Source organism: cf. Phormidesmis sp. LEGE 11477 (genome assembly GCF_015207105.1).
GTDB lineage: Bacteria > Cyanobacteriota > Cyanobacteriia > Phormidesmidales > Phormidesmidaceae > Phormidesmis.
This window is the reverse complement of record NZ_JADEXO010000093.1, coordinates 1-25133: the sequence shown is the minus strand read 5'-3', so window position 1 is coordinate 25133 and position 25133 is coordinate 1. Positions and strand designations below refer to the sequence as shown.

General features: G+C 50.7%; 13 protein-coding genes and 1 pseudogene. 6 read left to right on the top strand and 8 right to left on the bottom strand.

Annotation, left to right across the window (positions count from 1 at the left end):
• Positions 1 to 172 precede the first annotated feature (172 nt).
• The 4 genes and pseudogenes from IQ256_RS21375 to IQ256_RS21360 all read left to right on the top strand — a co-directional run bounded on the left by IQ256_RS21375 (position 173) and on the right by IQ256_RS21360 (position 8354).
• Positions 173 to 3850, top strand: coding sequence for a peptidase (locus IQ256_RS21375; RefSeq protein ID WP_193857725.1), 3678 nt, complete (start codon positions 173 to 175; stop codon positions 3848 to 3850).
• Positions 3851 to 4220: 370 nt separating this feature from the next.
• Positions 4221 to 5696: pseudogene (locus IQ256_RS21370) on the top strand (chlorophyll a/b binding light-harvesting protein).
• 178 nt (positions 5697 to 5874) lie between these two features.
• Complete coding sequence (locus IQ256_RS21365; RefSeq protein ID WP_193857724.1) at positions 5875 to 6885, top strand: chlorophyll a/b binding light-harvesting protein; 1011 nt, start codon at positions 5875 to 5877, stop codon at positions 6883 to 6885.
• Positions 6886 to 7340: 455 nt separating this feature from the next.
• Positions 7341 to 8354, top strand: a complete 1014-nt coding sequence (locus IQ256_RS21360; protein WP_193857723.1) for a sucrase ferredoxin — start codon at positions 7341 to 7343, stop codon at positions 8352 to 8354.
• 92 nt (positions 8355 to 8446) lie between these two features.
• On the opposite strand, the gene IQ256_RS21355 is transcribed toward IQ256_RS21360, so the two are convergent.
• The gene (locus IQ256_RS21355; protein ID WP_193857722.1) at positions 8447 to 8635 is read right to left on the bottom strand and encodes a hypothetical protein; all 189 of its coding nucleotides are present in this window, start codon (positions 8633 to 8635) and stop codon (positions 8447 to 8449) included.
• A gap of 533 nt (positions 8636 to 9168) precedes the next feature.
• A complete protein-coding gene (locus IQ256_RS21350) occupies positions 9169 to 9843 on the bottom strand; it encodes an ATP-binding cassette domain-containing protein (protein WP_193857721.1) in 675 nt (224 codons plus the stop codon).
• A 104-nt stretch (positions 9844 to 9947) separates the two neighbouring features.
• Here IQ256_RS21350 and IQ256_RS21345 point away from each other — a divergent pair, with 104 nt between their 5' ends.
• Complete coding sequence (locus tag IQ256_RS21345) at positions 9948 to 10181, top strand: hypothetical protein (protein WP_193857720.1); 234 nt, start codon at positions 9948 to 9950, stop codon at positions 10179 to 10181.
• A complete protein-coding gene (locus tag IQ256_RS21340; RefSeq protein WP_193857719.1) occupies positions 10171 to 10581 on the top strand; it encodes a type II toxin-antitoxin system VapC family toxin in 411 nt (136 codons plus the stop codon). Before IQ256_RS21345 ends, IQ256_RS21340 begins: the two co-directional genes overlap by 11 nt.
• Here IQ256_RS21340 and devC read toward each other — a convergent pair.
• From devC to IQ256_RS21310, 6 genes are all read right to left on the bottom strand, one after another.
• Positions 10578 to 11780 (bottom strand): ABC transporter permease DevC, encoded by a 1203-nt coding sequence (gene devC / locus IQ256_RS21335; protein WP_228025139.1) that lies wholly within the window; start codon positions 11778 to 11780, stop codon positions 10578 to 10580. The genes IQ256_RS21340 and devC overlap by 4 nt on opposite strands.
• Before the next feature lie 125 nt (positions 11781 to 11905).
• Positions 11906 to 13102 (bottom strand): HlyD family efflux transporter periplasmic adaptor subunit, encoded by a 1197-nt coding sequence (locus IQ256_RS21330; protein ID WP_193857717.1) that lies wholly within the window; start codon positions 13100 to 13102, stop codon positions 11906 to 11908.
• 117 nt (positions 13103 to 13219) lie between these two features.
• Positions 13220 to 13456 (bottom strand): Asr1405/Asl0597 family protein, encoded by a 237-nt coding sequence (locus IQ256_RS21325; protein ID WP_193857716.1) that lies wholly within the window; start codon positions 13454 to 13456, stop codon positions 13220 to 13222.
• A gap of 259 nt (positions 13457 to 13715) precedes the next feature.
• A complete protein-coding gene (locus IQ256_RS21320; protein WP_193857715.1) occupies positions 13716 to 14498 on the bottom strand; it encodes an alpha/beta fold hydrolase in 783 nt (260 codons plus the stop codon).
• Positions 14499 to 15009: 511 nt separating this feature from the next.
• Positions 15010 to 19353, bottom strand: coding sequence for an Ig-like domain-containing protein (locus IQ256_RS21315; protein ID WP_193857714.1), 4344 nt, complete (start codon positions 19351 to 19353; stop codon positions 15010 to 15012).
• 1220 nt (positions 19354 to 20573) lie between these two features.
• Positions 20574 to 24479 carry a pre-peptidase C-terminal domain-containing protein gene (locus IQ256_RS21310; RefSeq protein WP_193857713.1) on the bottom strand — a complete coding sequence of 1302 codons (3906 nt, stop codon included), beginning with the start codon at positions 24477 to 24479 and terminating at the stop codon, positions 20574 to 20576.
• Positions 24480 to 25133 lie beyond the last annotated feature (654 nt).

Here is a 25133-nt window from a genome sequence, read left to right as displayed (position 1 = left end):
GTCGGGGTGGGTCGGCAACTTGAGTCACTGCCGATGTCTCATTGCAGGACGCTAAACAGGTAGCAGGATGAGGGCTGGGGTGAGGGCTACAGGAAGTAGGTAAATAACTGAGTTGTTTAATCCTCTATTCCTAAATAATTTTCGCACAAGCTATCAAAACCACCTTGCCCTCATGCTGCGATCGCCATTTTCTCCTTCTATTCTTGCCTTCGAGATTCGCTATCACCTGCGTCGCCCGACCTTTTGGCTAATTGCAGGGCTGTTCCTAACCATTGGCCTGGTCGATATTGTCTCCAAGGCCGAACAGGGCAACGCCTTCTTCTTTGTTAACAGCCCTTCGCAGATTTTTCAGACGACCCTCTGGTACAGCATTTTTGGCATCCTGGCGGCCTCTGCGTTCGTGGCAGAAACCTTTGTTCGCGATGCTAACTATCGAATGGATTCGCTGATTTTATCTACGCCGATTCGCAAGTGGGACTATTTGGCGACTCGGTTTGCAGCCGCCTTTGGGACAACGGTGCTAGCATTCTCTGCTTACATTCCTGGCATGATCATCGGAACGCTGATGCCGGGGCTAAATGCCTATGCACTGGGGCCGTTTCGAGCAGATGGCTACTTAGCAAGCTATGGGCTGATTGCACTGCCCAATGTGTTTTTGGTGAGTGCGATCGCCTTCACCCTCGCTGCTCGCACCCGCAGCCTAGCTATCACCTTCGCAGGCTCCATCGCCCTAGTGATGCTCTATCTCGCCTCGCTGATGATGACTGGCGCAGATACCATCAACTATCAGCAGTATCCCTTTTGGGCAATGGTCGATCCGTTTGGCTTCTACGCCTTTGAATGGAATACGCTGAGCTGGACGGTGTTTGAACACAATACGCTGATGCCGTCTGTAGGTGGGTTGCTGATCTGGAATCGGCTGCTTTGGCTAGCAATTGCTCTCACGCTTTGGATAACCAGCTATCGGGCATACAGAATGCAGCTTTTGCCTTCTGGCAAGGCTTCGCCAGAAGGCAGTCTAGCGAGCGTATTCCAGGTTTTCACGTTTCTGAGCCCTCACCCTAAATCCCTCTCCCCAGAGAGAGGGACTTTGAGTCCGGTTCCCTTCTCCCTGGGGAGAAGGGCTAGGGATGAAGGCTCAGCTGTAACCTTTTTCTATCAGCTTATTTACCGCAGCGCTTTTGAGATTCGTACCATCCTTCAAGGCCGCGCCTTCTGGCTGCTCACCGGATTCGGCCTACTCTCCTTGATCATGGCCGCTATCGGTGCGGGTTCGTTTAACTACTCCAATCCCAGCACCGATATTCTCATCCACTCCGCAAATGTCTATTTAGACTACATTTTGTTCGCCATTATTGTGGTCTATTCGGCTGAGCTGTTTTGGCGCGATCGCACCCTTCGCCTCCAGTCTGTCATCGACGCCACCCCAGTCTCCAACGCCGTTCTGCTCTTCTCCAAGCTGCTCGCCCTCTTTGCGATCATCACCTTCAATCTGCTGCTCGCGATCGCCGTTTTCACGCTCTATCAACTGCTCAACGGCTACACCCAGTTCAACTTCCCACTCTATTTCCAAATGCTCTTTGGCGAGCATGGCCCCTACTTCTATCTAACTGCTGTCCTTGCCCTTTCCTCTCAAGTCATCACCCGCCAAAAATACGCAGGCATGGGCCTCGTCGTTCTCATCTCACTTTCCTACATTCCCCTAGACGCGCTCGGACTCTATCACAATCTCTATCGCTGGGCTGCTACCAATGACATTGAATATTCTCCGATGAATGGCTACGGCCATCTGTTCACGGGGCATTTGTGGTACAGCCTGTACTGGGGAATTGTTAGCGCGATTTTGATGGCGATCGCCTACATCCTCTGGCCCCGAGGGGTGCAAAAAGGGTTGAAAACAAAGCGCCGCTGGCAAAAGGGCTGGAAGCTCGGTTCTCGCAGTATCAAACGAACAATAGTGGCTTTGCTGGTCGCATGGTTCGCCGTGGGCAGCTGGATCTTTTACAACACAACCATCGTCAACGCCTACCAGCCGCCAGGAAAAGAACAAACTGCCGCTGAGATTGAACAGCGCTTCAAGCAGTATGAAAATCTGCCAATGCCCGTCGTGACAGCAACCACGCTAAACGTAGAGCTATACCCTGACCAGCGGTATTTCGAGGCCAACGGCGAATACACCCTTGAGAATAGAACAGATACGCCGATTGAAGAAATCCACCTGATTACGTTTATCAATCTTGACCTAGCAGAAGTCGCCTACCCAGGCGCAACCCTGCGCGAAGCCCATCCTGACTGGGGCTACTACATTTACGACCTAGCCGAACCGCTGCTGCCAGACGCGCAGCAGACAATGGGATTCACGACTCAAACAAACCCGATCAAAGGCTTTCAAAACCAGGTCAATAGCGACGATGTGTACATGGTGTATCCCAATGATGTGGTAGATAATGGCACAAACTTGTACAGCCCCTTCATTCTGCCATTCGTCGGCTATACCAAAATGGTCGAACACAAAAAAGCGTGGCTGAGAGACAAGCTGGACTTACCGCCCTTAGCGCAGCGACTGCGGCCTCACGACGATCCAACCGGGCTAGCGCAGGCAATGATGCTGACGCACTTGGTTTGGGGAACAACAGATATCACCGTCGGCACAGCGAGCGATCAGACAGCGGTTAGCGCGGGCGAGCTAGTGGACACTTGGCAAGAGAATGGTCGCAGTTACTTCCGCTACCGCTCAGATGAGCAATCTCGGGGCAAGTTCACCCTCTACTCTGGGCGCTATGCCACCTATCGAAACGAAGACTATCGCGTACCGATTGAAATCTACTACTATCCGCAGCACGACGACAATATTGAGCTAATTACAACAGAAATTGGCCAAGCCCTAGAATTCTACGAAGAAACCTTTGGCCCCTACCCGTTTGAAAACGTGCGAGCCGTTGAGTTTGTGTATTACGATGGCATGATCTTTTCAGAAGGAGGGACGCTAGGCATTCCTGAAGTCTTGGTGTGGAAAAGCGAGGCGCAGGGTCTAGGACAAGAGAGTATCGCCAACTGGATCAGCTACTTGTTAGCCCAGTCGTGGTGGGAAGATCAGCTTATTGCAGCAGATGTGGCTGGCGGTATGACCATCCGTGAGGCTTTGAGCGAATATGCCAGTCAGCTATATCAAAGATCGCAGCGATCGCCCGCGCAGCAAACCCTATTCCAGCAGCAGCGGATGCGAGACTTTTTCCGCAGCCTTGGCAAAATAGACTTTCAAGAGCCACCGCTCACCGATATCTACAACGAGCTACCGATCGCCCGGCATAAAGGCAGCATGATCCTAGAACTAATCGAAGCGCAGATCGGACAAGAAGCTGTTCTAGCAGGCATTCGAGACTTTCTTGCTACCTATCGCTACCAAGGCCCGCCCTACGCAACTGTGATCGATTTACAAGATGCGCTGACTGCTCAAGCCGCCTCTGACGCTGAAGCTCAGATCGTTCGAGATCTATTCACGCAAGTGCTTACCTTTCAAGTCGGCATTGCAGAGGCCACCTACACGCCTTTACCGGATGGCAGCTACGACATTCGCCTGGAGATAGAAGCGCAGCGTTTTCGCACGAGCGGATTGGGTCAACAGGAAATATTGCCCTTGGATCTGCCGGTCAAGATTGCGCTGACGGATGAACGCGATCGCCCCCTCAAAACCATCACTCCCACGCTCAGCGACGCCCAAACTACCCTCACCCTCACCACAGCCGAGCTGCCCGCCTACGCCAGTGTAGATCCAGACTTCAAATTGCCCTCTGCCTACACCCAAGACAACAGAAAGCGGCTACGCCCAAGTTCATTAGCAGCTCAATAGACTGAATAAAGGTGACTAAAGCTACAAAGTGAAGTCGTATCCGTAGCGCCCTTTTCTAATCTACTTTTACTACTACTATTGGCTTTAATTATCATTAAGTTGAAACGAAAAGCGTCCCGAACGCGGTTAGCTCAACGCTTTTGGCGCTTTTGAAAGCTAAGCATCGCCTGAAAACGCTAAGCAAATGCTGTACTGCAATTGATTACTGCCAGAAATTGATACAAAAGTTAATTACGCATTATTGAGAATCACTCTAAAGTAGGGCTTGTTCGCTATTGACTTAAGTTCTCGATAGCGCAGTCATACTTCGCACTCACTTAGTTCTTCCCTAGCTCAATCCCTCTGGCTCAATTCTTCTTTGGAGATACCCATGCAGACCTATGGCAAACTCAACACGCTTAGCGATCGCAGGTGGCTTACTGGCAATGCTCTTCTCACTAATCTTTCCGGTCAGCTACTAGGGGCTCACGTTGCCCATGCCGGACTAATTGTGTTCTGGGCAGGGGCGATGACCTTGTTCGAGCTCAAGCGGTTCGACCTCTCACAGCCGATGTTTGAACAAGGACTGATCCTGCTGCCGCACTTAGCGTCTCTAGGGCTAGGCGTCGGCGCAGGCGGCACTGTTGTAGATACCTATCCATACTTTGTCGTCGGCGCGGTTCATCTGATTTCTTCTGCTGTATTAGGTGCAGGCGGCCTCTTCCATATCTTTGGCGGCCCTGCTGTTTTACCTCAAAGAAACAATGCCATCGGCTTCTTCAGCTACGAGTGGGAAGACCCCGATAAGATTTCCACTATCTTAGGCATTCATACGCTGCTACTAGGCGTAGGCGCATGGCTGCTTGTATTCAAGGCAATGTTTCTAGGTGGGCTATACGATCCATCGGTTGCTGATGTCAGGGCGATCGCCGCTCCTACGCTAGATCCGACTCGCATTTTCGGATATCTCGTCGGGCGCTATGGCTCAGAAGGGATGGCGGCTGTCAACAATTTAGAAGATGTAGTCGGTGGTCATATCTGGATCGGCAGCCTTTGTATTGTGGGCGGCTTTTGGCACATGGCAACCGAGCCTCTGCCCTGGGCAAAGCGCTTCCTAACCTGGTCAGGTGAGGCTTATCTGTCTTATAGTTTGGCGGCGCTGGCCTACATGGGTTTGCTCGCGGCCTATTTTGTTACTGTGAACGATACTGTTTATCCAGAGGCGTTCTACGGTCCGGTCAAAGAGCTGAGGACGCTATCGGGCGATGTGACTATTCGAGGGTGGTTGGCTTTTGTCCACATTGGCTTGAGCGCGCTTTTCTTGACAGGTCACTGGTGGCACGCTTTTAGGGCCAGATCCGCAGCAGCAAGCGTCAATCTCAAGCAAGACCCCATTGTCAAACCCGCACCCATCAGCCTAGAAGGTACGCTTAGAACCCCGCTAAACGCTTCTGATCTCAGCTTGGACTTCATTCGCAGACTACCGATCTTGCGAGATGGCTTATCTCCTTTTAGACGCGGCTTAGAGGTGGGCATGGCGCACGGCTATTAGGCAATCGGCCCTTTTATTAAGCTGGGACCACTGCGTAATTCAGACAGTGCGCTACTAGCTGGAACGCTCTCTGGCTGCGGGCTAGTTGTCATTGGATTTATTGTTCTACTTGGGTATGGTCTGGTCTCTTTGTCAGAGCAGGGCATAACCCCTGTTTATAGAAAGCCCAGAACCGCTGAGAATGTCTTAGAACTGCCAGAATCACTACGAAGCGTTGCTGGGTGGCGAGAGTTCTCTTTTGGCTTTTTGATTGGAGGGTTAGGAGGCGCTGTATTTGCGGCCCTGCTATTAGATGGCTTTAGCCGACTGGGATAGTCTTCTGAGATAGCTCTCAGGTCTTTTTTTGATATCCTCTCACTTCACGTCTGCGGCTTTCTAAAACAGGTTGTGTACCATACTTGCTTTTAGGTCTGCTACAGACGTGTTTCCTACTATTTTTGCGCTGTTTTGTTCGGCTTTTTACATTATTGTTGTTTAACGGAAATCCCTTCGCATGGTATCGACATCCACTAGCGGCTCTAGCGCGGCTAAAGCCCCTACGGCTTCTCCGCTGGACTACTCAAATCTCATAGAGGGCAATGCTCGCCTGATTCCACTCTCTGGTCAGCTGCTGGGCGCTCACGTTGCCCATGCCGGACTGATCATGTTCTGGGCTGGCTCTATCACCATATCCCAAGCGCTCAACTACGATCCAACCTATCCTTTGGAAGAACAGGGACTGGCTTTGATTAGTAACATTGCAAGATTAGGCTGGGGGGTTAACGAAAGCGGTCAGATCGATACGCTCTATCCTGCTTTTGTGATTGGAATGCTGCATTTAATCGCGTCTGCGGTACTGGGCGCGGGCGGATTGTTCCATGTTTTCGCAGGGCCAAAGCGATTAGCCGATGCCAATGGTTGGGCCAAGCGGTTTCACTATGAATGGGATGATCCGAAGCAGCTCACGCTTATTCTCGGGCATCACCTGCTGTTTCTTGGCGTGGCAGCGCTGGCATTCGTCGCCAAAGCAACTCGCTGGGGCGGCATTTACGATCCGGCTGTGGGGCAAGTTCGCTTAATTGAGCCAAATCTCAATCCCACTGACATTTTCGGCTACCTAATCGGACTGACTCCCGATGGCTGGAGCGCCTGGGGCATCGCCAGCGTGAACAACCTAGAAGATGTGGTTGGTGGCCATGCCTGGATTGGCACAATGCTAATTCTTGGCGGCATCTTTCATATTTTGGTGAATGCCAAAATTATCGTCCCCATTCGCCTGAATGCGGATGCCATCCTTTCTTACAGCCTAGGGGCCGTTTCGTTTATGGCGTTTGTTTCTTGGGCGTTCGTCACACACAATACGACAGTGTTTCCGCCAGAGCTATATGACCCGTCGCAGCTAGGCGGCAGGGCGTTTACTCAGCTGGCGTTAGGAATTCTGTTTCTAGGAGGACACCTGTGGCACGCTTACCGAGGCATTGCCATCGATAAAGGGAAGCCGCCTACTAGCGTGACAGCAGTCTGAGCTTTAGATCCGGCGCTTTACTGAAAGCTTAGATCCCTCGGCGACACAGTGGCACAGAGTTACAGCAACAGAGTTGTGCTAACAACAGATCTAGGTTGAAAGTTAAGCCATTTAGTTTGTTGGCTGCGAAATCTCTCCTCTCGGCTGACAGGTCCACCCCTATTTCGTAAGAGTAGGGGTGGACTTTCTAAGACTACCTATAGGCAGCTTGGACGACTGCTAATCCGTATAAAAGTCCGTGTGAAATATAGATCCAAAGATGCTCTTCTTTCATATGGAAAGCACCCGCTCGCCAATAAAAGATTAATGTCTAGACGAGGTATAAAAAGCTACTATGTATCTTCCACGATCTAAAATGGGTAGTATGCTAATGAAATTAATTATTAATAAACTCAGCTATATGAAAGTCAGTTGTTCAGCTTGAATGTCAGCAGCGTGGATTCTTAGAGATTCTGATGAAACAGTCCTTTTGCGCGATCGCCAACAGAGAATCTGGAGAAGATCTTATTGGCACCGCTAGCCACTACCAAACTTATGTGTTGATCGAGTGCCCCACGCCTTGGGCTGCGAAAGCTTTTGAGTCTGAGCAAATTCCAGACGCGCTGCGCCGCTACGTTAAGGCTGTGAAAGCTAAGCGCGCTGTTCAATTTTTGTTAGTCAGCAAAGGCCGCAAAACGCTCAGAGCTTCAAATAAGGCTTCAGGCATTAGGCTAATGGTGTACGAGAAATTTCCACCCGTTGATGGCACAGTTGAGAAGTATCGCGGCTATGAGTTTGAAATAGACGGATTGGAGCGGGTTGAAACCTGCTTAGAAGCGCATTGGCAGGGCGATCGCCTAGGCAAAACCATCACCCAAAAAGACGTCTTAATCTGTACGCACGGAATGAGAGATAGGTGCTGCGCTCGCTTTGGCCAGCCCCTCTTCAAAAACGCCCTGCGCCGCGCTAAGCAAGGAAGATTGCCAAATGTGCGCCTTTGGAAAGTTAGCCACATCGGCGGTCATCGCTTCGCACCAACGGCTATCACGTTGCCCGATGGTCGCTACTACGGTCGCCTTACGCTTTCAGCGCTCGAAGCCGTCATCAACCGCAGCGGTAGCGCTCGCCAAATTCAGTCTATCTATCGAGGGTGGGGAATGCTGCCTACCCCGCTTCAGATACTAGAAAGACAGCTACTAATACAGTACGGCTGGGCGTGGTTCGATAAAGTGCTCACCGTCCGGGTGCTGTCTAGCTCGGGGGATGAGCTACTTGTAGAAGTTTCTGTGGGTTCAGCCGCAAAGCAGTCATCCACAGAACCGTTTAGACCAACCACTTACCGAGCCAAACTTGTTCAAGACGCTCATAGCCAAGTTTGTACGAAAGTATCCTGCGGTAGTGCGATCGCAAAACCGATTGTGAAATATAGAGTTGATGAATGCGTACAGATGGCGATTGCTCCCGTACGTGCGGCTGTTGTCGAGCCGTAGAACAAATCTACTTTAATCATATTTGTTCCTTATTGCGTGTCTCTCCTTTTAGGCATCAGGCTTAGGCATCAGGCGTGATGAAACCGTCTCTCTCAAGAAGGCAGCTCAGGAGAGCATTCTGAAAGGGGCTTGTAAATGGGCGTTGATCTAAAGGTTGTTACAGTCTTTAGATACGCTTGGATCATCCGCAGAGATAGCTGCCAGGCTTGATCTGCCTGCTCAGCCGATGAGAGCGATCGCGTCTCAACATGAACCGTACAAGAGAAGCCATTGATATCCACATCTGAGAAAGAAGCCTCTTGAATGACCCACTTGAGATGAACTGGCTGATTGAAGCTCTTCTCTTTTAGAGATCTGTCAAAGTGAAAATACAGCGCGAAATAGTTGATGGCATCTTGAACGCAGCCCGTGCAGTTCCAAGCAAATTCCAGATAGCCTTTCCGCCGATGTCCGGTAGCAGACGCTATCTGTTCGCTGTCGCAGCCTACGGTAAAGAAGCAAGTTGATTTCTCTCACCAACGTTTCGAGGCTGGTATCAGTCGCTAGCTCTGGGATCGTATTAATCAGAGAAGGTTTGATCTTTAGATTCCTAAATCCGTAGTTAGTAGAGCCCTCAGCCTCTGTATGGCATCTATCTATTTGATCAGCTATCCGATGAATTGTCTGCTGAGCTATCGGGCGATCAGCCGCGTATGGAATTACCTTTGCATGAGAACTTAGCGTCAGGTCGTTGGAATACAAAGAAGATGTTTTCATCGGTACGCTGTTGTTTGCAAATTGAGATTCATTCTCATTAGCATCATAGACGATTTACTCACGGTTGCAATTGACCATCTTCCATTCGTAATACTCTATCGGCGATATCTAATATCCGACTGTCGTGAGTCACGAGCAGTACGGTTGCGCCTTCTTCTCTAGCCAGCCGCTGCATGATTTCAACCACGTCTCGGCCAGAGCGTTTATCGAGTGAAGACGTGGGCTCATCGGCTAGGATAAGCTTAGGGTGGCTGACTAAAGCGCGAGCGATCGCCACTCTTTGTTTTTGCCCACCCGAGAGATTCTCTGGATACGCATCAATCTTGTCATGTAGACCCACCGCTTCGAGCAAAGCCACCGCCCGAGATCGATAGTCTCGTTTGGCAATGTGAGAATGTAGCCTCAGCGCCGTACTCACATTTTCCCAGGCGCTCAGACAGGTGAGCAAATTGTGGTGCTGGAAAATGTATCCTATCTGGCTACGAGTACGCCTCAGTCCGGCTTTTTTCGCACCGTTTAGCTCATATCCAAACACGCTCAAGCTACCAGATTGAACAGAACGCAGCGCCCCTAGCAGTGTGAGCAACGTCGTTTTTCCGCTGCCGGATGGCCCTTCGAGAATCACGACTTCTCCAGAGGCTAGAGAAAGGGTGACATCTGAGAGAACAGATTTACGAAGTGCGCCTTTGCCGAAGGTATGGTTGAGATTACTCGCTGAGATAATAGAAGTCATTGCACCGGCGCTTTACAGAGCTTGATAGCCAAATTCGTAACCTTGTCGAGTGCTAGCATTGTGATGGCATTTAATAAAGACGGCATTCGACAAAGGAAATAGCTATGGCATCACTGACAATTCGTAACTTACCAGATGAGGTAGTGCAGCGTATTAAAACGCTTGCTTCTATGAAAGGACATTCAATGGAGCAGGAGGTTCGAGAACTGCTTGAGACTCGGTATGCTTCTAAAAGTGAAGCTATTCAGCGTATTCGCCAGCGATGGAGTGCTCTGCCCGAAACGACTCCCCAAGAAGTAGATAGTTGGAGGGTAGTTGGTCGCCATAATGATTATTGATACGATGATATTTGCTTATGCCTTACTCAGGGTAGAAAACAAATATGAAGAATCAACAACAATATTGGAGCAAGCTAGTCAGATCATAGTTCCTGATTCTTTTCGAGCAGAATTAGCCAACGTCGTTTGGCAATGGGTCAAGTTCAAAAGTGTTCCTGAAGAGCTAGCTTACAGCGTTCTTCAAGATGTCGAAACGCTGCTCGATCAAGTTGTCAGTAGTGAAAGAATTTGGACGAGAGCGTTGCAGCTTTCTATTGCATTTGAACATCCGGTGTATGACACGCTGTATGTGGCCACTGCAGAATCATTTGACGATAAAGTCATTACTTACGATCAGAAGATGATTGCTAAATTTCCAGAGCGAGTATTGTCTCCCCAAGCCTTCTTATGCTCGGACTAGAAAACGTCGGCAGGGTCAGCGGCGCGGAGTTTGTTCATAGCGATCGCACCAGAAATCACACACATTACCAGTGTTAGCCCAAACACCTGCACCGCCACGGTTGTTTTCATCGTTAGCGGGACCCGCGTCAGCATGACTAAAAGCTGATAAACCCCATATGAAGCAGCGTAGCCAGGGATAAACCCCAGCACTGCTAAAATCAGCGCTTCTTGTAGTACGACGGCGAGCAGCGTTCTGTCTGCGTAGCCCATCGCTTTGAGCGTGGCGTATTCTGGCAAATGCTCGCTCACATCGGTGTAGAGCACTTGATAAACAATTACAATACCGACGACAAAGCCCATCGCAGCCCCAAAGTTCAGCACTTTTCCGTTCGGCAGCGAGGCTCGAAAGGCTTGCTCTGCCACAGATAGCTCGGCCTGATCGAGAATTTTGATAGAAGGCGGTAGGGTAGATCTTAGGCGCGATCGCACTCTCTCTAAATCAGCCCCCGGTTCCAAAGTCAAACAGCCTACGCTTACCTTTTCCAAAACTTCCTTGCCAAACCACTGCGTGTAGCTCCAATCACTCATCACGATATGGCCATTGTCAAACAGCGTACTGCCCAGATCGAACAGTCCTACTACGTACACGCGCTGATTGCTCATCAGCGTAGAGACGATTCCTGAAGCCTGAAATTGTTCAACAACCGGCCCTAATTTCTCCTGCCCTAGCCGATCGTAAAGTACAGCACTAGGAGCGCTTAAGCGATCTAGTTGCTGGTTGACAGCCTCAATAGCGATCACAGGCTGCCTAGGATTGAAAGCTAGAATCTTGACCGAATTTGGAAATAGCTGAAACTCTTCTGGCGCATTACTCTCTTCGGACTGCTCTAGCTCTTCTGGATTCACCCAATTAGAAAACCCGATGTATAGAGGGCTAGCCGAACGAACACCTTCAACAGCATTCGCCTGATAGAGATAGATTTTAGGAAAATCACCCAAATCAATGTTGGGCGCGTAGGCAGAAGTTAAAAACAAATCTCCTTCGAGATGATCCGGCACCAGCGTCACGCCGTCAAAGAGCATATCTTTCAGGCCGAGCTGCGTGAAAATCAGAATGTTAGCAAAGGCAACCCCTGTAATAGCGACCAGCAAGCGCATTTTTCGATGCGTAAGCTGCGCCCAGCCCAGCGGTTTGTGTGCTTGCCACCAAGTTCTCAAATGCCTAGTTTTCAAGTACCCGGTTTTCGAGCACCCGGTTTTCAAGTACCCGGTTTTCAAGTACCCGGTTTTCGAGCGATCGCCTTGCTGCGTTTGCGAAGGCTGCGCTTTTCGCTTACGAGCCTTCATAGCGGTCCTCTTGGTGCATCCGTTTCTATCTCAACGCGCACCTGCATGTTCGTTAAGCTAGAAACTTTAGGACTATCGGCAGGATCAATTCGCAGTCGCACTTCAACCACTCGCTGATTTTCATCCGCGGTCGGATTCGTAGAGCCATTGCTCAAACTGCGCGAGCCAATTTGTAGCCCGACGTGAGTCACTTCCGCTTTTAGGCTGTCATCGAAGCCACCATATTCGCTAGTCAGGGTCGCTGATTGCCCAACGGCAACTTTGTCGATATCGGTCTCATATATTTCTGCGATCGCCATCATCTGCCGCGTGTTGCCCAGCTCAATGATGCCTTCTTGCGTATTCACACGCTCTCCTACCCGCGTATTAATCCGCAGAATTTGTCCAGGAACAGGCACCCGCACCTGCGTCTCTTCTAAATCCGCTTGCCGCTGCGCTACTGAGATTTCTGCCTGCTCTAGCTCCGCTTGAAAAACGGCAATATCTGTTGGGCGCACCTCTCGCAAAGTTTCCAGCAAATTTCTCTCTTGGGAAATCTGCTCCACCATTGTTTGCATTGTGTTGTTCAGCTGCGCCTGCCGCTGAACGAGAACCGCCTCTGCGCTCGCTAACGCCTGCGTAGATTGATCGAGCTGCGCCTGGCTCAGCGCCCCTGATTGGACCAGCGATAGGTTTCTCTCTTGGGTAATTCTCGCCTGTTGCAGCTCAGCCTCAGCGCGATCAATCGCCGCCTGCTCTTCCATCGTTTGATTTCGCTGCCGCGCTTCAAGTTCTGCGATCGCTGCCTGTTTTGCTGCTATTTCAGAAGCTTTTCCCTCACCGGCTAAAAGTCTCGCTAGCTCAGCTCGCTGTAGCTCTACTGTCTTTTGCGCTGCCTGCAAATCCCGATCTCGCCGCTCAAACCCTTGCAGCACAGCAATCACCTGATCCGCTTCAACAAAATCGCATTCTTCGACCAAAATTTGATTGACCCGGCTATCTTCAGCATTAGGCACCGATAGCTGAATCACCTCACCTTCTGGCTGAATTTGGCCCAGTGCCACAACCCGAGCAGACTGGCTGGCCGCTATTAGGGTGTCTTGTGGCAGTGAATCTTCTGCTAAGCGCATCGCAGAAGAGGTGCAGGCCGTACATAACAGCCCAGCAGAGGCAAAAAGCGCCCAGCGCAGAAATATCCAACAAGATCGCGGCATAGCAGAGCAGAGAAAAAGAAAAAAGCTTGTCCTCATTATGCAGGAGACAAGCCAGTTGGAGTCTGTTGGAGAACTCCCAAATAGACACCTTTTGTGTAAAAAATTTTAAAGGTAAGATTACGATCGCTTAGCATCGGGTGCTTTCCAGCTTCGATCAAGTGCTGCGGTAAGAGACTGCTTTGGCGCTGAAATACGCCTGACGATGCTCCATAGCTGCAAGGCTTCAGTCGGCGTTTGTAGATTGGCCTTCAGCGGCTGAAAGCTACCACATTCACAGTCAATGTCAAGCTCTTGAAGCCGGTGATACACCTGCCAGCGATCTTCGCAAGAAACAGTCACAGCTGATGCCACCATACAAACCTCTTCATTCCACTAACTAATTCTTGCTGCCGTCCATGCTGCTGATGCAAACTCTGCTGATATCGGATGGTATAGAGCGTTCTACCGCTCTATATGAGACTAGCTCCTCGGTAAGCGCACACTCTCAGATGAGCGAGATAAGCGCTAATTCTCTGATAGGAGCTGCTCTCATTGATATACTTATAGTCCTAGTTGATAATCAGTGTCAAGAATGTTCATGTAAAGGTTTTCACATCAGGTCGGTTTCAATACGCTATGCGGTCTTGGAAACAATGGGTGTAAGGTTAGGAGCCTTCGTCTGTGATCGCGCCCTCTCTATATGCTGTGCAATCACCTCAGCGGTCGCCTGAGCGTGGTGAAAGTGGAAAAAGTGCTTACCTTCAGGGCAGTGCCACATGCGATCACCCTCCTTCATCACTTCGTACCACTGTACTTGCCCTTGATTGTCCACAATAGAATCCTGTTCGCCATTGCAGACTAGAAGCGGCATCTTAGTGCCCCCTTTTGGAATCCGCGCGCTGTGCGCGAGAGAATGGAACGTTAGGTTGCTGTCTAAGTCTTTGGCCAATAGATGCACTAGCGTTTTAGAGAATCTAACGGGCTGGCGATCAAACAAAGTCTGAATCATCTGCGTCAAAACAATCTCCCGGCTACAGGGCAGCAGCTTTCGCATGGCGTAGTAGTGCGCCTGCCAGTTGACAGCGGGCATTGCACTAACTGACAGCAGCGTCAAAGAAGCAACTCGTTCAGGGTGCTGACGAGCGTAGAGTAGTGCCACAGCGCCGCTAACCCCGTGCCCGAGTAAGTGAACGCGGTAGTTAGGATTGCCTGAGCGGGCTTCAATCAGGGCGCGATCGCTCACGTACTCATGCAGGGCCGCCACGATTGAATCCACACAGCAGGGTTCATCTACGCTCTGGCAGTACTCCCACTGTCGAACCGGTGCGACTTTTACCAGGTGAGAGAGTAGCTGTCGGTTAAGACACTTAAGAGACGGACTGACTGATAGCCAAAGCAAATTAGAATCGTGATTCATTGAACGAGGGCACTGTGAACGTACCGTAAATACATAAAAGCAGCGCAGACGATTGCGAAACACTGCGAAGACAAACACCTTCCAGCTATTGATTATTAGTCTCAATAGCTGACAATTGGAGTATATCCTATCTTCTTTCGCAGTTAAGAAGGATTACCAATAATCAATAGGTCTAGCAGCTTGCTAACGGATTGGTTCTGTTGGTATGTATCCACCAAAAAGCTTGATTCTATTGAGATCGCGGTCTCGGCATACGACAAAAGCTACTCTTTTCGTTTGATTTGAAACGATAAGCACCGCTTATTACATAGCAGCAATTCTCACTTTCCAGCGCGGCGATCGCCTAATACAAGACTTAATCAATTGCTCGATAGTCTCTATCTTGTGTTGAAGCTCATAACATTGGAGATTTCGACAATCATTAATAGATGAAAGGGGAGTAGGGCAATGCTTGAGTGCGATCGCCCTACTCCCCTTACTTTTGCCTAGATTAGAACCTTTGAATCAAGGACTAAACCAAAGCCAATGCCTCTTCTATATTCGAGACATCTGGAACAACCGCGAAGCTGCTCTCGCCCAAGCTAGATGCCTGAACACCGTTAAGGACAGCCAAGGTCTCACTTGTGCTAGTCACGCCTAGCAAGGTGTTCTCCCCATCCTGAGTCAGCGTCAGGTCGGCAAAGGCAAGCTCACCTTCAACCAAACCGATCCGGTCAGTTCCCACCTCGAAGTCCAAGATAGTGTCGGTACCATCGCCGTTGCCGAAGACAAACAGGTCGCTGCCGCTGCCACCAGAGAAGTCGTCGCCCACTAGAATGTCGTTGCCCGTCACACCCATGATGATGTCGTCACCGTCATCGCCAAAGATGATGTCATCACCCGCGTCGCCGCTGAGGATGTCATTACCGGACTTACCGCCAATCCGGTCATTGCCCTCGCCACCAAAGATGATGTCATCGCCACCCATCACATTGTTCTGAGGAGAGCGTCTGTTGAGGTCACCGCGCAAGACGTCGTCGCCGTCGCCGCCTTCAATGATGTCATCGCCAAGACCACCAGCAGCCGTATCATCGCCACCCAGTGCCTGGATGAAATTGTCTCCATCCGTACCAATGAGGGTCTCACCCTCATCAGTACCAACAATATCAGGGACTAGGCCACCTTCACCCTCTTCAATAGTGAGATCAAAGCCGCTAGCCGCAGCGTCCACTTCGTAGTTCTCACCATCAATCAAATTGAAAGTAAAGTTCTCCGTTCCTTCGCCAGGGCCATCGTCAAAGACAGGGACACTCACTGTCGCTGTTGGGTCGGTAATGCGAAGGAACAGCGATCCGGCAACTTCGTCCGTTCCGACGATGCTGCCACCGGTCACCACTACCCCTTCTACAACCGTCTCATCTTCTGGCAAACGTGGATTCGTAGCGTTGACATCAAACTCTGCAATAGAGCGCGGCGGCCCCTGCAATTGAACCACTAGTCCGTCAGCCGGAATGTCTCCTTCAGTCGTGAAGGTAACCGTAAATTGAGTTTGCTCAGACTCGACCAGCGTTTCTGGCGTTGCGGTGACGCCGACAACCGGTGAGGTCGCTGGCGTAATTCCGTCAATGACAGTGAACGTGCCAGAGTTGGCGTCTGGGTCAACGACATAGCCTTCGCCGTCCGCTAGGGTATAGGTAAAGGTTTGGTCGGGCTCTTGAACCAGGTCATCGGACACGGGCAGCGTGATGCTAGCGTTCGCCTCGGTGATAGTGAAGCTGAAATTACTAAGGAAGCCCGTACCTGCCGCAGCAGGATCAGAGTTGTCTTCAGCCGGGTCACCGTCTTCGAGCGAGAACACATCGAGCGTGCCGCCGACGAGCCCTGCGCCGGGGGCAAACGAGGTATCAAAGCGATAGAGGATATTGCCCTCATCGGTCACGCGAGCTTGGACTGCGCCGTCGCCATCTGGGGCTAAGAACTGTTGCAGAATCTCAGCAGTATCTCCTTCTAGGTTCACAGTGATGCCGCCGTCAGGAATCTCACCATCCACGCTGAAGTTCAGCACTAGCGCTGTGTCATCCGCTTCGCTCACCGTGTCAGGCGTAACGCTAAAGCTCACCACAGGATCAGGCACTTCTCCGTCTTCGACGGTGATGGTCACAGTAGCCGTCTCGGAGCTATCTTCGTTGTCCGCAGCCTGATAGGTAAAGCTATCGGTGCCGACAAAACCAGCATCGGGCGTATAGGTGAATGAGCCATCCTCATTAAGCTCGACACTGCCATTGCTAGGGCTGCCAACCGCAGTAGCCACGATCGCATCACCATCGGCATCGGTGTCATTAGTAAGAACGCCATCACCGACAGCGACCGTTAGCGCTGTATCAGCAGTGGTGCTGTAGCTGTCATCGCTCGCAACTGGTGGAGTGTTTTCGACCGCCGGCTCATCGTCATCGGTAATAGAGAACGTCACCGCTGCGGCTGAACCATCAATACCGTAATCATCGCTCTCTTGTAGCGCATAGGTAATCTCTTCGAGACCTTCATTCAGATCGTCGTCAAAGACAGGAAGCGTAATCGTGGCTTCCTGGCTCGTGATGTTGACAGTAAATCCGCTAGAGTCAGCATTAGCGCCAACGAGCTGCAAGCCGCTGAAGCTGGCTGCACCGACATCAAATTCTGCTAGAGAGGCTTGGATGTCACTATCGACGGTAACTGCAACACCACCCTCTGGAGGAGCCTCGCTAAGAGTGAACGTCAGCGTTGTGGTCGTTTCGCCTTCTATACCATCGTCTTCGACTAGATCAGTCGGCTCGGCGCTAAGGCCGACAACAAGAGGGTCAGGCGCGCCGCCTACGGTGACGGTAACGGTACCGGTATCTTCGCCACCGTTGCCATCGCTAACGGTATAGGTAAAGGAATCATCGCCAGTAAAGTCAGCGTCGGGTGTGTAGGTGAAGGAGCCATCGTCATTGAGCGAAACGCTACCGTTGCTAGGCTCAGCGTCAATAGCGGCGCTGAGGTCATCGCCATCAGCATCGGTATCGCCGTCAAGTACACCGTTAGCAGCGTTGACCGTCAGTTCAGTACCAAAGTCCGTGCTGTAGCTGTCATCATCGGCTACGGGCGCAGCGTTAGCCGGATCGCCGACATTGACTGTAACTGTGGCTGTATCGCTGCCGCCATTGCCGTCACTGATGGTGTAGTCAAAGGAGTCATCCCCGCTAAAGCCATCATTAGGCGTATAGGAAAAGGAACCATCGTCATTGAGCGAAACGCTACCGTTGCTGGGCTCAGCGTCAATAGTCACGCTGAGGTCATCGCCATCGGCATCGGCATCGTTGGCGAGAACGCCCGCTGCTGCATCAATAGTCAGCTCAGTACCAAAGTCTGTGCTGTAGCTATCATCATCGGCTACGGGCGCAGCATTTACAGCGTTGGTATCTCTAAGAGTGAGGGTAACCTCACCCGCGCCTGATGCGATGGTGTAGGTATCGCTGGGCGCAATACTAAAGGTGGTTTGTTCTTCACCGATGTCGTCATTGCGTAGAGGGCTGTCAGGATCGGTGGTAGCACCATCTTCGGTTCGATCTTGATCGTCGAAGACAGGCAGCGTAATAGTGGCTTCTTGAGACGTGATTGCGAAGGTAAACCCGCTGTTGTCAGGAAACCCTTGGACTAGCTGACCACCCGTCGAAGAAGCCTGCGGTGGCGGAGGGAAGATATCAAAGTCTCCTAAAGCAAAAGGCTTGCCAGTGCCAATATCAACTAGCAAAGCACCGTCAGCCGGGGGTTCGCTTAGAGTAACGGTGAGGGTAACTTCTGTGCCTTCGTCTTCGACTAGCGTGTCAATATCTGCGCTGATGCTTACTTCTGGCAATGTGGGAGTCGTTGTGGGTACTTCGCTCCGAGTATCGTAAATAGTGACTTCGGCAGTATCATTACCAACCGTTCCACCCGAAACTGGCGTAATCCTCCAGACGTAAGGATCTGGACTGTCGTCCTGAAAATCGTTGAATACAGGCACATCGATAGTTGCCTGTTGCTCAACGATGGTGACTTCAAAAGCAGAGAAGTCTAAGTTAGGAGAGACATCTACTGGTGTCTCAGCTAGCCCGGTAAAGCCTAGAGTAAACAGGTTCCATTGGTTGATAGCCTGAGGATTGTTGCTGCCGTCCGGGTTGATTGCCTCAAAACGAACTACGGTACCGCCTTCGGGAGGGGGTTCGCTCAGATCGAAGATAAAGCTGAAGGGCGTGCCTTCGCTTTCGACTAGGGTATCGGTGCTAAGGCTAAAGTCAACGACGGGCTCGAAGCTGCCAGCGTAGGTAGCCTGTAGCTGGCTAGAAAATATAATTGGAGTTTGAACGCTGCCTAGCTGAGTTTCTAGCGTCCAGTTGGCGTGATCGCTCACTCGACCCACTCGCTCTGTCGAAGCTGCAATATTAGCGCCTGTTAGCTGCTGAAGCTGCCGCAAAAACAGGTAGCCGATGGCTCCTTTAGCAACTTGACAACCGTAGAGCAAAATATCTTTGCCCTTTAGTGCAGTTGCCCAGGCTGCTAGAGCGCTCTCATGCTGATCGAGCGTTTTCAGACTGAGGGCTGCGTTACCTAGGCGAAGGCTGCCGGGCGTACCATGAGAGACAACATGAAGACTAGAAAAGCTGGCTTGTTCTAGCGCTGCGGTAATTTGCGTGATCGCATCGCTTTCTTCAGAAAGCAACAACACATCGAACTCCCCAGCTTGAGCGTCAGCGGCGAGTGCAGACACATCATAGACACCTGCATCGATAACAACAAGGGGCTTATTGGCAGCGCTCGATAACGTAACGTTTCGGTCGCCAACTATTTGATCTGGCTTCAACAAAATAGCAGTCATGAATTATTGTCCTTAAATTTCTTCTAGAGGTGGAAGCCACTCCCGTGAAGTCTTCCTTAGCAGTGCATTTGCACAAATAACTTTTCGCACCCAATCAAACTTTCTCAATCAAACTTCCTATGGAGGTCTAGCGTTCGAGACCTCTACCAAATCCAACAGAAAAGAATACATCACTTAAAACGAACAAGGCTCAAAACTAATCGAAGAGACATTCACAGACAAATCTGATAAACCCGTCTTACTCAGCGTTATCGTACTCAGCCAGGATAGATTCAAAACGTCTTTGCCTATGAGCCGAGCCTCATAAGCCGAGCTTCACAACTTGAGAGATATTGAAACGCTCAGTGTTAGCCGCTGGCGTGGGTAAAGTCAGAAGCATTGATAGTTCCCTAAGTGGTTTATATTGGAATGAGCACTGAACAGATGACATTTAGTGGCTAGAATCGTAGCGGGAACCCAAAAAATTGCGTGCAGAACCGCTGGAAACCGATTTAAAGACGCAGATATACCTTCTGAATCTTTGCTTGTCTCAACTATGCCTTCCTTAACTAGCCCTTCCTAGCTAATGGGGTTAAGTCTCAATTACTGCTGTCGGTAGTTTAGCATCATAGTCTGATACGTATCGAGAATGTTTTATGAAGCCATGATAAAGCCGCAGGCTAAAACGATCGGCGTCTACAGGCGTATAGATGTCCGTGTTTGACCTACAGTGCTTTTGTTTTCAGGCTTCTCAAGTGATGCACAAATCAAGCTGTAGAGATTTGCAATGTTTGCAAGTCTGCGTTTAGAGAACGTTCTTTACTGTATATCCTGATACATTTTCTAAGCATATGCTTCAAGGCGGTAGCTGCTTTAGAGATATATAAAAAGAGCACATGACAAAGACGAAACTTCGAGCAGTCAACCGCATTAGCCACGATCTGAAGCAGAAGCGGCAGTTGTCCACATAAGCATTAGTGTCTGTGCCTACTCAAAAGTAGTACGCCTCAGCCAAGCTAGCACTTGCAATAGATTCCGAAGCACTGTTGATAGATACATAGAGGTGATCGCCATAGAAAGTATCCGCAGTCCTAATAGTTGTTGTCTGCTAACCTCTTATAGCGTTTGCTACTTAGCTCTGCACAGGCACGATAGGTAAAACCGTCGATGCCTATAGAGTCAAGGTGCATAGCCTTTCGTGGTGTAGCAAGCAAAGTGCGGAAAGCTATAGACAAAAAGGTCTAAATAATCGCTAACGCTTCCTCTGGATTCGAAACATCGGGTACAGCTTCAAAGCTGCTCTCAGTCAGTGCCGAAGCTTGCACATTGTTCAAGATAGCCAGCGTTTCACTGCTACTCGCCACGCCCAGCAGCGTGTTTGCGCCGTCTTGTGTCAGCGTCAGATCAGCAAACAACAGCTCACCTTCAACTAGACCGATCCGGTCAATACCGACTTCAAAGTCGAGGATGGTATCGGTGCCGTCACCACTGCCGAAGACGAACAGATCGCTGCCGCTACCGTCAGAGAAGTTATCGCCAACAAGCGTGTCGTTGCCAGTGACACCCATGATGATGTCGTCGCCGTCGTCGCCCCAGATAAAGTCATCGCCAGCGTCACCGCTAAGGATGTCGTTGCCAGCCTTGCCGCCGATGCGATCATCGCCAGAGCCACCAAAGATGATGTCATCGCCGCCCATCACGTTATCTTGAGGCTTGCGATTGTTGAGATCGCCGCGCAGCACGTCCATGCCCTCGCCGCCCATGATGATGTCGTTGCCAAGGCCGCCTGCAATCAGATCATTGCCGCGATCGCCATCCAACATATCATCATCCCCATCGCTGCCCAGGATGGTCTCGTCCTCACCCGCATCGCCGACAGTCAGATTCGCCTCTAGGGTATATTCACCAGGGCTGATGCCGAAATTCTCAAAGGCCCGACCGCTGCCGCTACCCTGCACGTTAGGGTCATAGTCCCGGTTGCTAAGCATGGCAACACCTGCATAGTAGGTGCCATCTTCTGCTGCCGTAAACTCCACGTAGGCATCGCGACCCGATTCAAACAGCTCGCCTGGAGCAGGCGCTTCGGTATTGAGCAACAGCTCTTCGCCCGCCGCGTTGAACACTCGAATTTCAGTATCTACCGCTTGAGTATCTTCAAAGTCTTCTAGCTCAAACGGAATCGAATCGATATCAAGCGTGACCGTATCACCTGCCTTCATAGTAAAGGCGTACATATCCACATCTTCTGTAGGATCGATAAAGTTGCGCGTTCTACGAGTAGAGTCAATTTCAGCCTGAATCAGGAAGCTAGTATCGTCGGCACTAAGTCCGGTCTCTGTCGCATCCGCAATAGTGTCGTTAAACTCCACTTCAAACGGAATAGCTGGATCTTCACCACCGCCATTGCCGTCACCTGGATCGATTACAACAGAATCAGGATTATCCGCAATAGTGAGCGTGATAGCGTTAGCTTCGGGCGCAACTGCGTACCCTACGCCGGGCTGCACCGTAAAGGTCAGCTCATCAATTCCTTCTAGCGCATCCTCTGCCGGAATCTGCGGATTGGTGGTCTCGTCAAAGGCAGCTAGCGTGATTGTTGCAGTTTGCTCCGTCATCGTGAAGAAGAAGCCGCTGGCTCGGAAGTTAGGAGACGGGAAGTTGCCACCTTCAATCACAGCGTTGAAAACGTCGAACTCGCCTAATGCTGCCCGCACGCCGCTGTCAACGTTGATCGTCACACCCTCAGCCGGTGGCGGAGAATCTAGCGTCAGGGTGAGGGTAGTGGTGTTGCCTTCAGACTCGATCAGCGCCGTCTCACTGGCAGAAATACTTACCGTCGGCACCGTTGGCAGCGCTGGCACGTCCTCTAACGTGTCGTATACAGTCGTGGAGAACTCCCCTTCTCTAACCGTATAGCCAGCCGATGGCGCTAGCGTAAAGGAGACAGTTTCCTCACCATCGGTGGGCGCTTCTTCAGGATCGGCAAGGTTGAGATTGAGAAAGCCGCTGTTGGCAGTGAGATTGATTCTTACGCCAACTGCCTCGCCCGCACCGTTGAAGATAGCGCCTAGCACTTCTACACCGTCTGAGCTAAAAGGCGCACCGGTACTAAACACGCTAGAGAGATCGATACTGCTCGTGAGATAAGCTTCCACCCCACCTTCAGGAATAGCCCCTTCAACATCTAGACCAAAGGTCAAAATCGAAGCGGTTCTGCGCTCTGGCGTGAACTGAACTAGTGCATTAGCAATCAGGTTATCGTCAGCGTCGTAAGTGGCAGGCGTTGCTGAGATAGAAACGGTTGGTCCTTCCCCCGTACTCGCGGGAACCTCTGTCTCGCTGGCCACAAAGTCCTGATTAAGAGACATATTGATGGTGTATTCACCAAAGCTGCGGCCAGCACCGCTGCCTGCCTCGTTCGGGTCATAGGGATCGTTCTCTAGATTGCCGTCGTCATCGACAAAGAAGTCAAAAGCACCGTTGCCAAAGCTGCTAACGCCTACGTAGTAAGAGCCAACCGTCTCAGCGGTGAACTCGATATAGGAGTCGCGGCGACCAGGGGCAAACAGCTCATCCGGGGCAAAGTCATCGTCGCTTTGCGCTACCTGATTGCCGCTAGCGTCAAATACGCGCAGCACCGTATCGGGGCTATCGTCTGAAATCGCCTGGGCGTCGGTATCTACTCGAAATACATCACCCGCCGCTAGCTCTACCGAATACATATCCACATCTTCGGTGCGATCTACTGCTGGATCGCGCTGCTGCTCTAGCGCGCCGCTAACAGTTACCAGATGATTGTCTGCCGTTAGGCCAGTCGCCACAGCCGTAGCAATGGTGTCGTTGCTTTCAGTGTCGCTCGGCGGCGCTGAAATCGGCGTATCGCCAATGGTAAACTCGCCGCCATTGTCTGCTGGAGAAACCGAATAGCCAGTCCCTGGCTGTAGGGTAAAGGTCGCGGTTTCAATCCCTTCTGCTTCACCGTCATCGGCAACGGGTAGCTCAATCACAGCGCTTTGCTCTGTAATCGTGAAATCGAAGCCAGTGTCGGTTACAGCAGCGATCGCACCGCCAGTCACTACAATCTGGCTCAGGTCAAACTCACCCAGATTAGGCGCTTCAACAGATACCGTAATCCCCTCTGCTGGGGGCGCAGTGCTGAGTGTAAACTCATGAACAGAAACCGTTCCTTCCGATTCAACAAGAACAGCAGGAGAAGTCTCCAATCTGACCAATGGAACAGAATCAGCCGCGTCAGCGATGGTGTAGCTGATCTCGCTAGCGCCAGCATCAATGGCATATCCGGGGCCTTCTACGATAGAGAAAGTAAAGCTTTCAATGCCTTCTACTGCGTCTTCCGGCTCAATTTGAGGATTGGTGGTTTCATCAAACACATCTAGCTTAATGCTAGCCCCATCTTCAAATACCTTGAAGTAGAAGCCGCTGCTAAGAAAGTTAGAAGCAGGAAAGACGCCGCCGTTCACTTCCGCTGCGAAGATGTTGAACTCTCCTACTGCTGCACGCACGCCGCTATTGACATATACCAACACGCCATCATCGGGAATGTCACCGTCTACATTAAACGTCAGCGTTAGCGAGTCACCGTTTGCTTCAACTAACTCAGTGTTGTCGACGCTAAGGCCCACTGTAGGTGTGGAAGTCGGGGCAGGCACATCAGCTAGCGAGTCATAGAAAGTAATAGTAGATGCTTGAGCATCGCCATTAATGCTGTAGTCTGCGCCCTCAGCCAGAGAGAAGGTCAGCATTTCAGGGCCGTCGGTTTCGGCTTCTTCGGTTTCAGCAACTGAGAAGGAAAACAGCGCGTTAGGGCCAGTTACCAGCAGCTTGATACCAGCAGGCACACCATCATCATCATAGACAGCGTCAATGACTTCACCGCCAAGACTAAAGGGCTGACGACCCAGGCGAGAAAAGTACTCACTAAAATCGCTGTCACTATTAACAACAACTTCTAGTCCTTCGGCAGGAATGTCGCCCTCTACATCAAGGACGAGAGAAACAACGCTGGCTCCAGGCTGCTCGCCTAGAAATTTAACCAGGTCTGAAGCGAGAATGCGATCGCGATTTTCATCACGAGTACCGTCAAAAGTGCCGGTGATGGTGTTTAACGAAATAACAGGAGTAACCATAAGTTTAGATAGGGGGTGTGAATGGTTGTGTGAAAGTACTCGACGCGGGAAAACGCCAGTAGCCGAACGGCAACGGCACGCTCCTTTGAGCGCGCTTCAACCGCTGACCAAGACGCCGATGAGCAACAGTCTCATCGACTATCAAAATGTTTGAGCGAAAAGCAACAGCTTGATAAGCGAATTACTTTCTTAATTCTTAAATAGCTAAGCTACTGCTGTCCTCGTCTCCTTTGAAGAAATAGTTTTGCTCCTGCCTAAGAGCGCTTTGTAAGCTGTCCACGAAAGCTGTGCCTTGATGCCTGCTAGGCAGCAAATCAATAGACAATAGCTCAACGGCAGTTTCACACAATGAAAGCTCCATGCGTTAAACCTGTAGTGCCAAATTCGCTCTATTGAACGCTTGCTATCGAACGCTTGCTATCGAACGCTTGCTATTGAAAACGATAGTCAACTAGTCGGTACGTAAGATAGTACCATAGACAGTCTCATTTCTAAGAAAGAATCTAAGCGAAACTTATCACAATCTCCTGAAGGGGTGACACAGCCTACGTAAACTGTACACGGTAAGGGAATAGCGGTGTGTAGGTAAAAAAAGATAGGCTAGTTTTACGAACCAAAGCCTATCGAATAAATATGATACCTTCAGTTTACCAA

Coding starts and splice junctions, on each gene's coding strand:
- IQ256_RS21350 (WP_193857721.1), bottom strand. CDS start 9,843: ATGACTTCTATTATCTCAGCGAGTAATCTCAACCATACCTTCGGCAAA.
- IQ256_RS21325 (WP_193857716.1), bottom strand. CDS start 13,456: ATGGTGGCATCAGCTGTGACTGTTTCTTGCGAAGATCGCTGGCAGGTG.
- IQ256_RS21315 (WP_193857714.1), bottom strand. CDS start 19,353: ATGACTGCTATTTTGTTGAAGCCAGATCAAATAGTTGGCGACCGAAAC.
- IQ256_RS21320 (WP_193857715.1), bottom strand. CDS start 14,498: ATGAATCACGATTCTAATTTGCTTTGGCTATCAGTCAGTCCGTCTCTT.
- IQ256_RS21340 (WP_193857719.1), top strand. CDS start 10,171: ATGATTATTGATACGATGATATTTGCTTATGCCTTACTCAGGGTAGAA.
- IQ256_RS21360 (WP_193857723.1), top strand. CDS start 7,341: ATGAAACAGTCCTTTTGCGCGATCGCCAACAGAGAATCTGGAGAAGAT.
- IQ256_RS21375 (WP_193857725.1), top strand. CDS start 173: ATGCTGCGATCGCCATTTTCTCCTTCTATTCTTGCCTTCGAGATTCGC.
- IQ256_RS21310 (WP_193857713.1), bottom strand. CDS start 24,479: ATGGTTACTCCTGTTATTTCGTTAAACACCATCACCGGCACTTTTGAC.
- IQ256_RS21365 (WP_193857724.1), top strand. CDS start 5,875: ATGGTATCGACATCCACTAGCGGCTCTAGCGCGGCTAAAGCCCCTACG.
- IQ256_RS21345 (WP_193857720.1), top strand. CDS start 9,948: ATGGCATCACTGACAATTCGTAACTTACCAGATGAGGTAGTGCAGCGT.
- IQ256_RS21330 (WP_193857717.1), bottom strand. CDS start 13,102: ATGCCGCGATCTTGTTGGATATTTCTGCGCTGGGCGCTTTTTGCCTCT.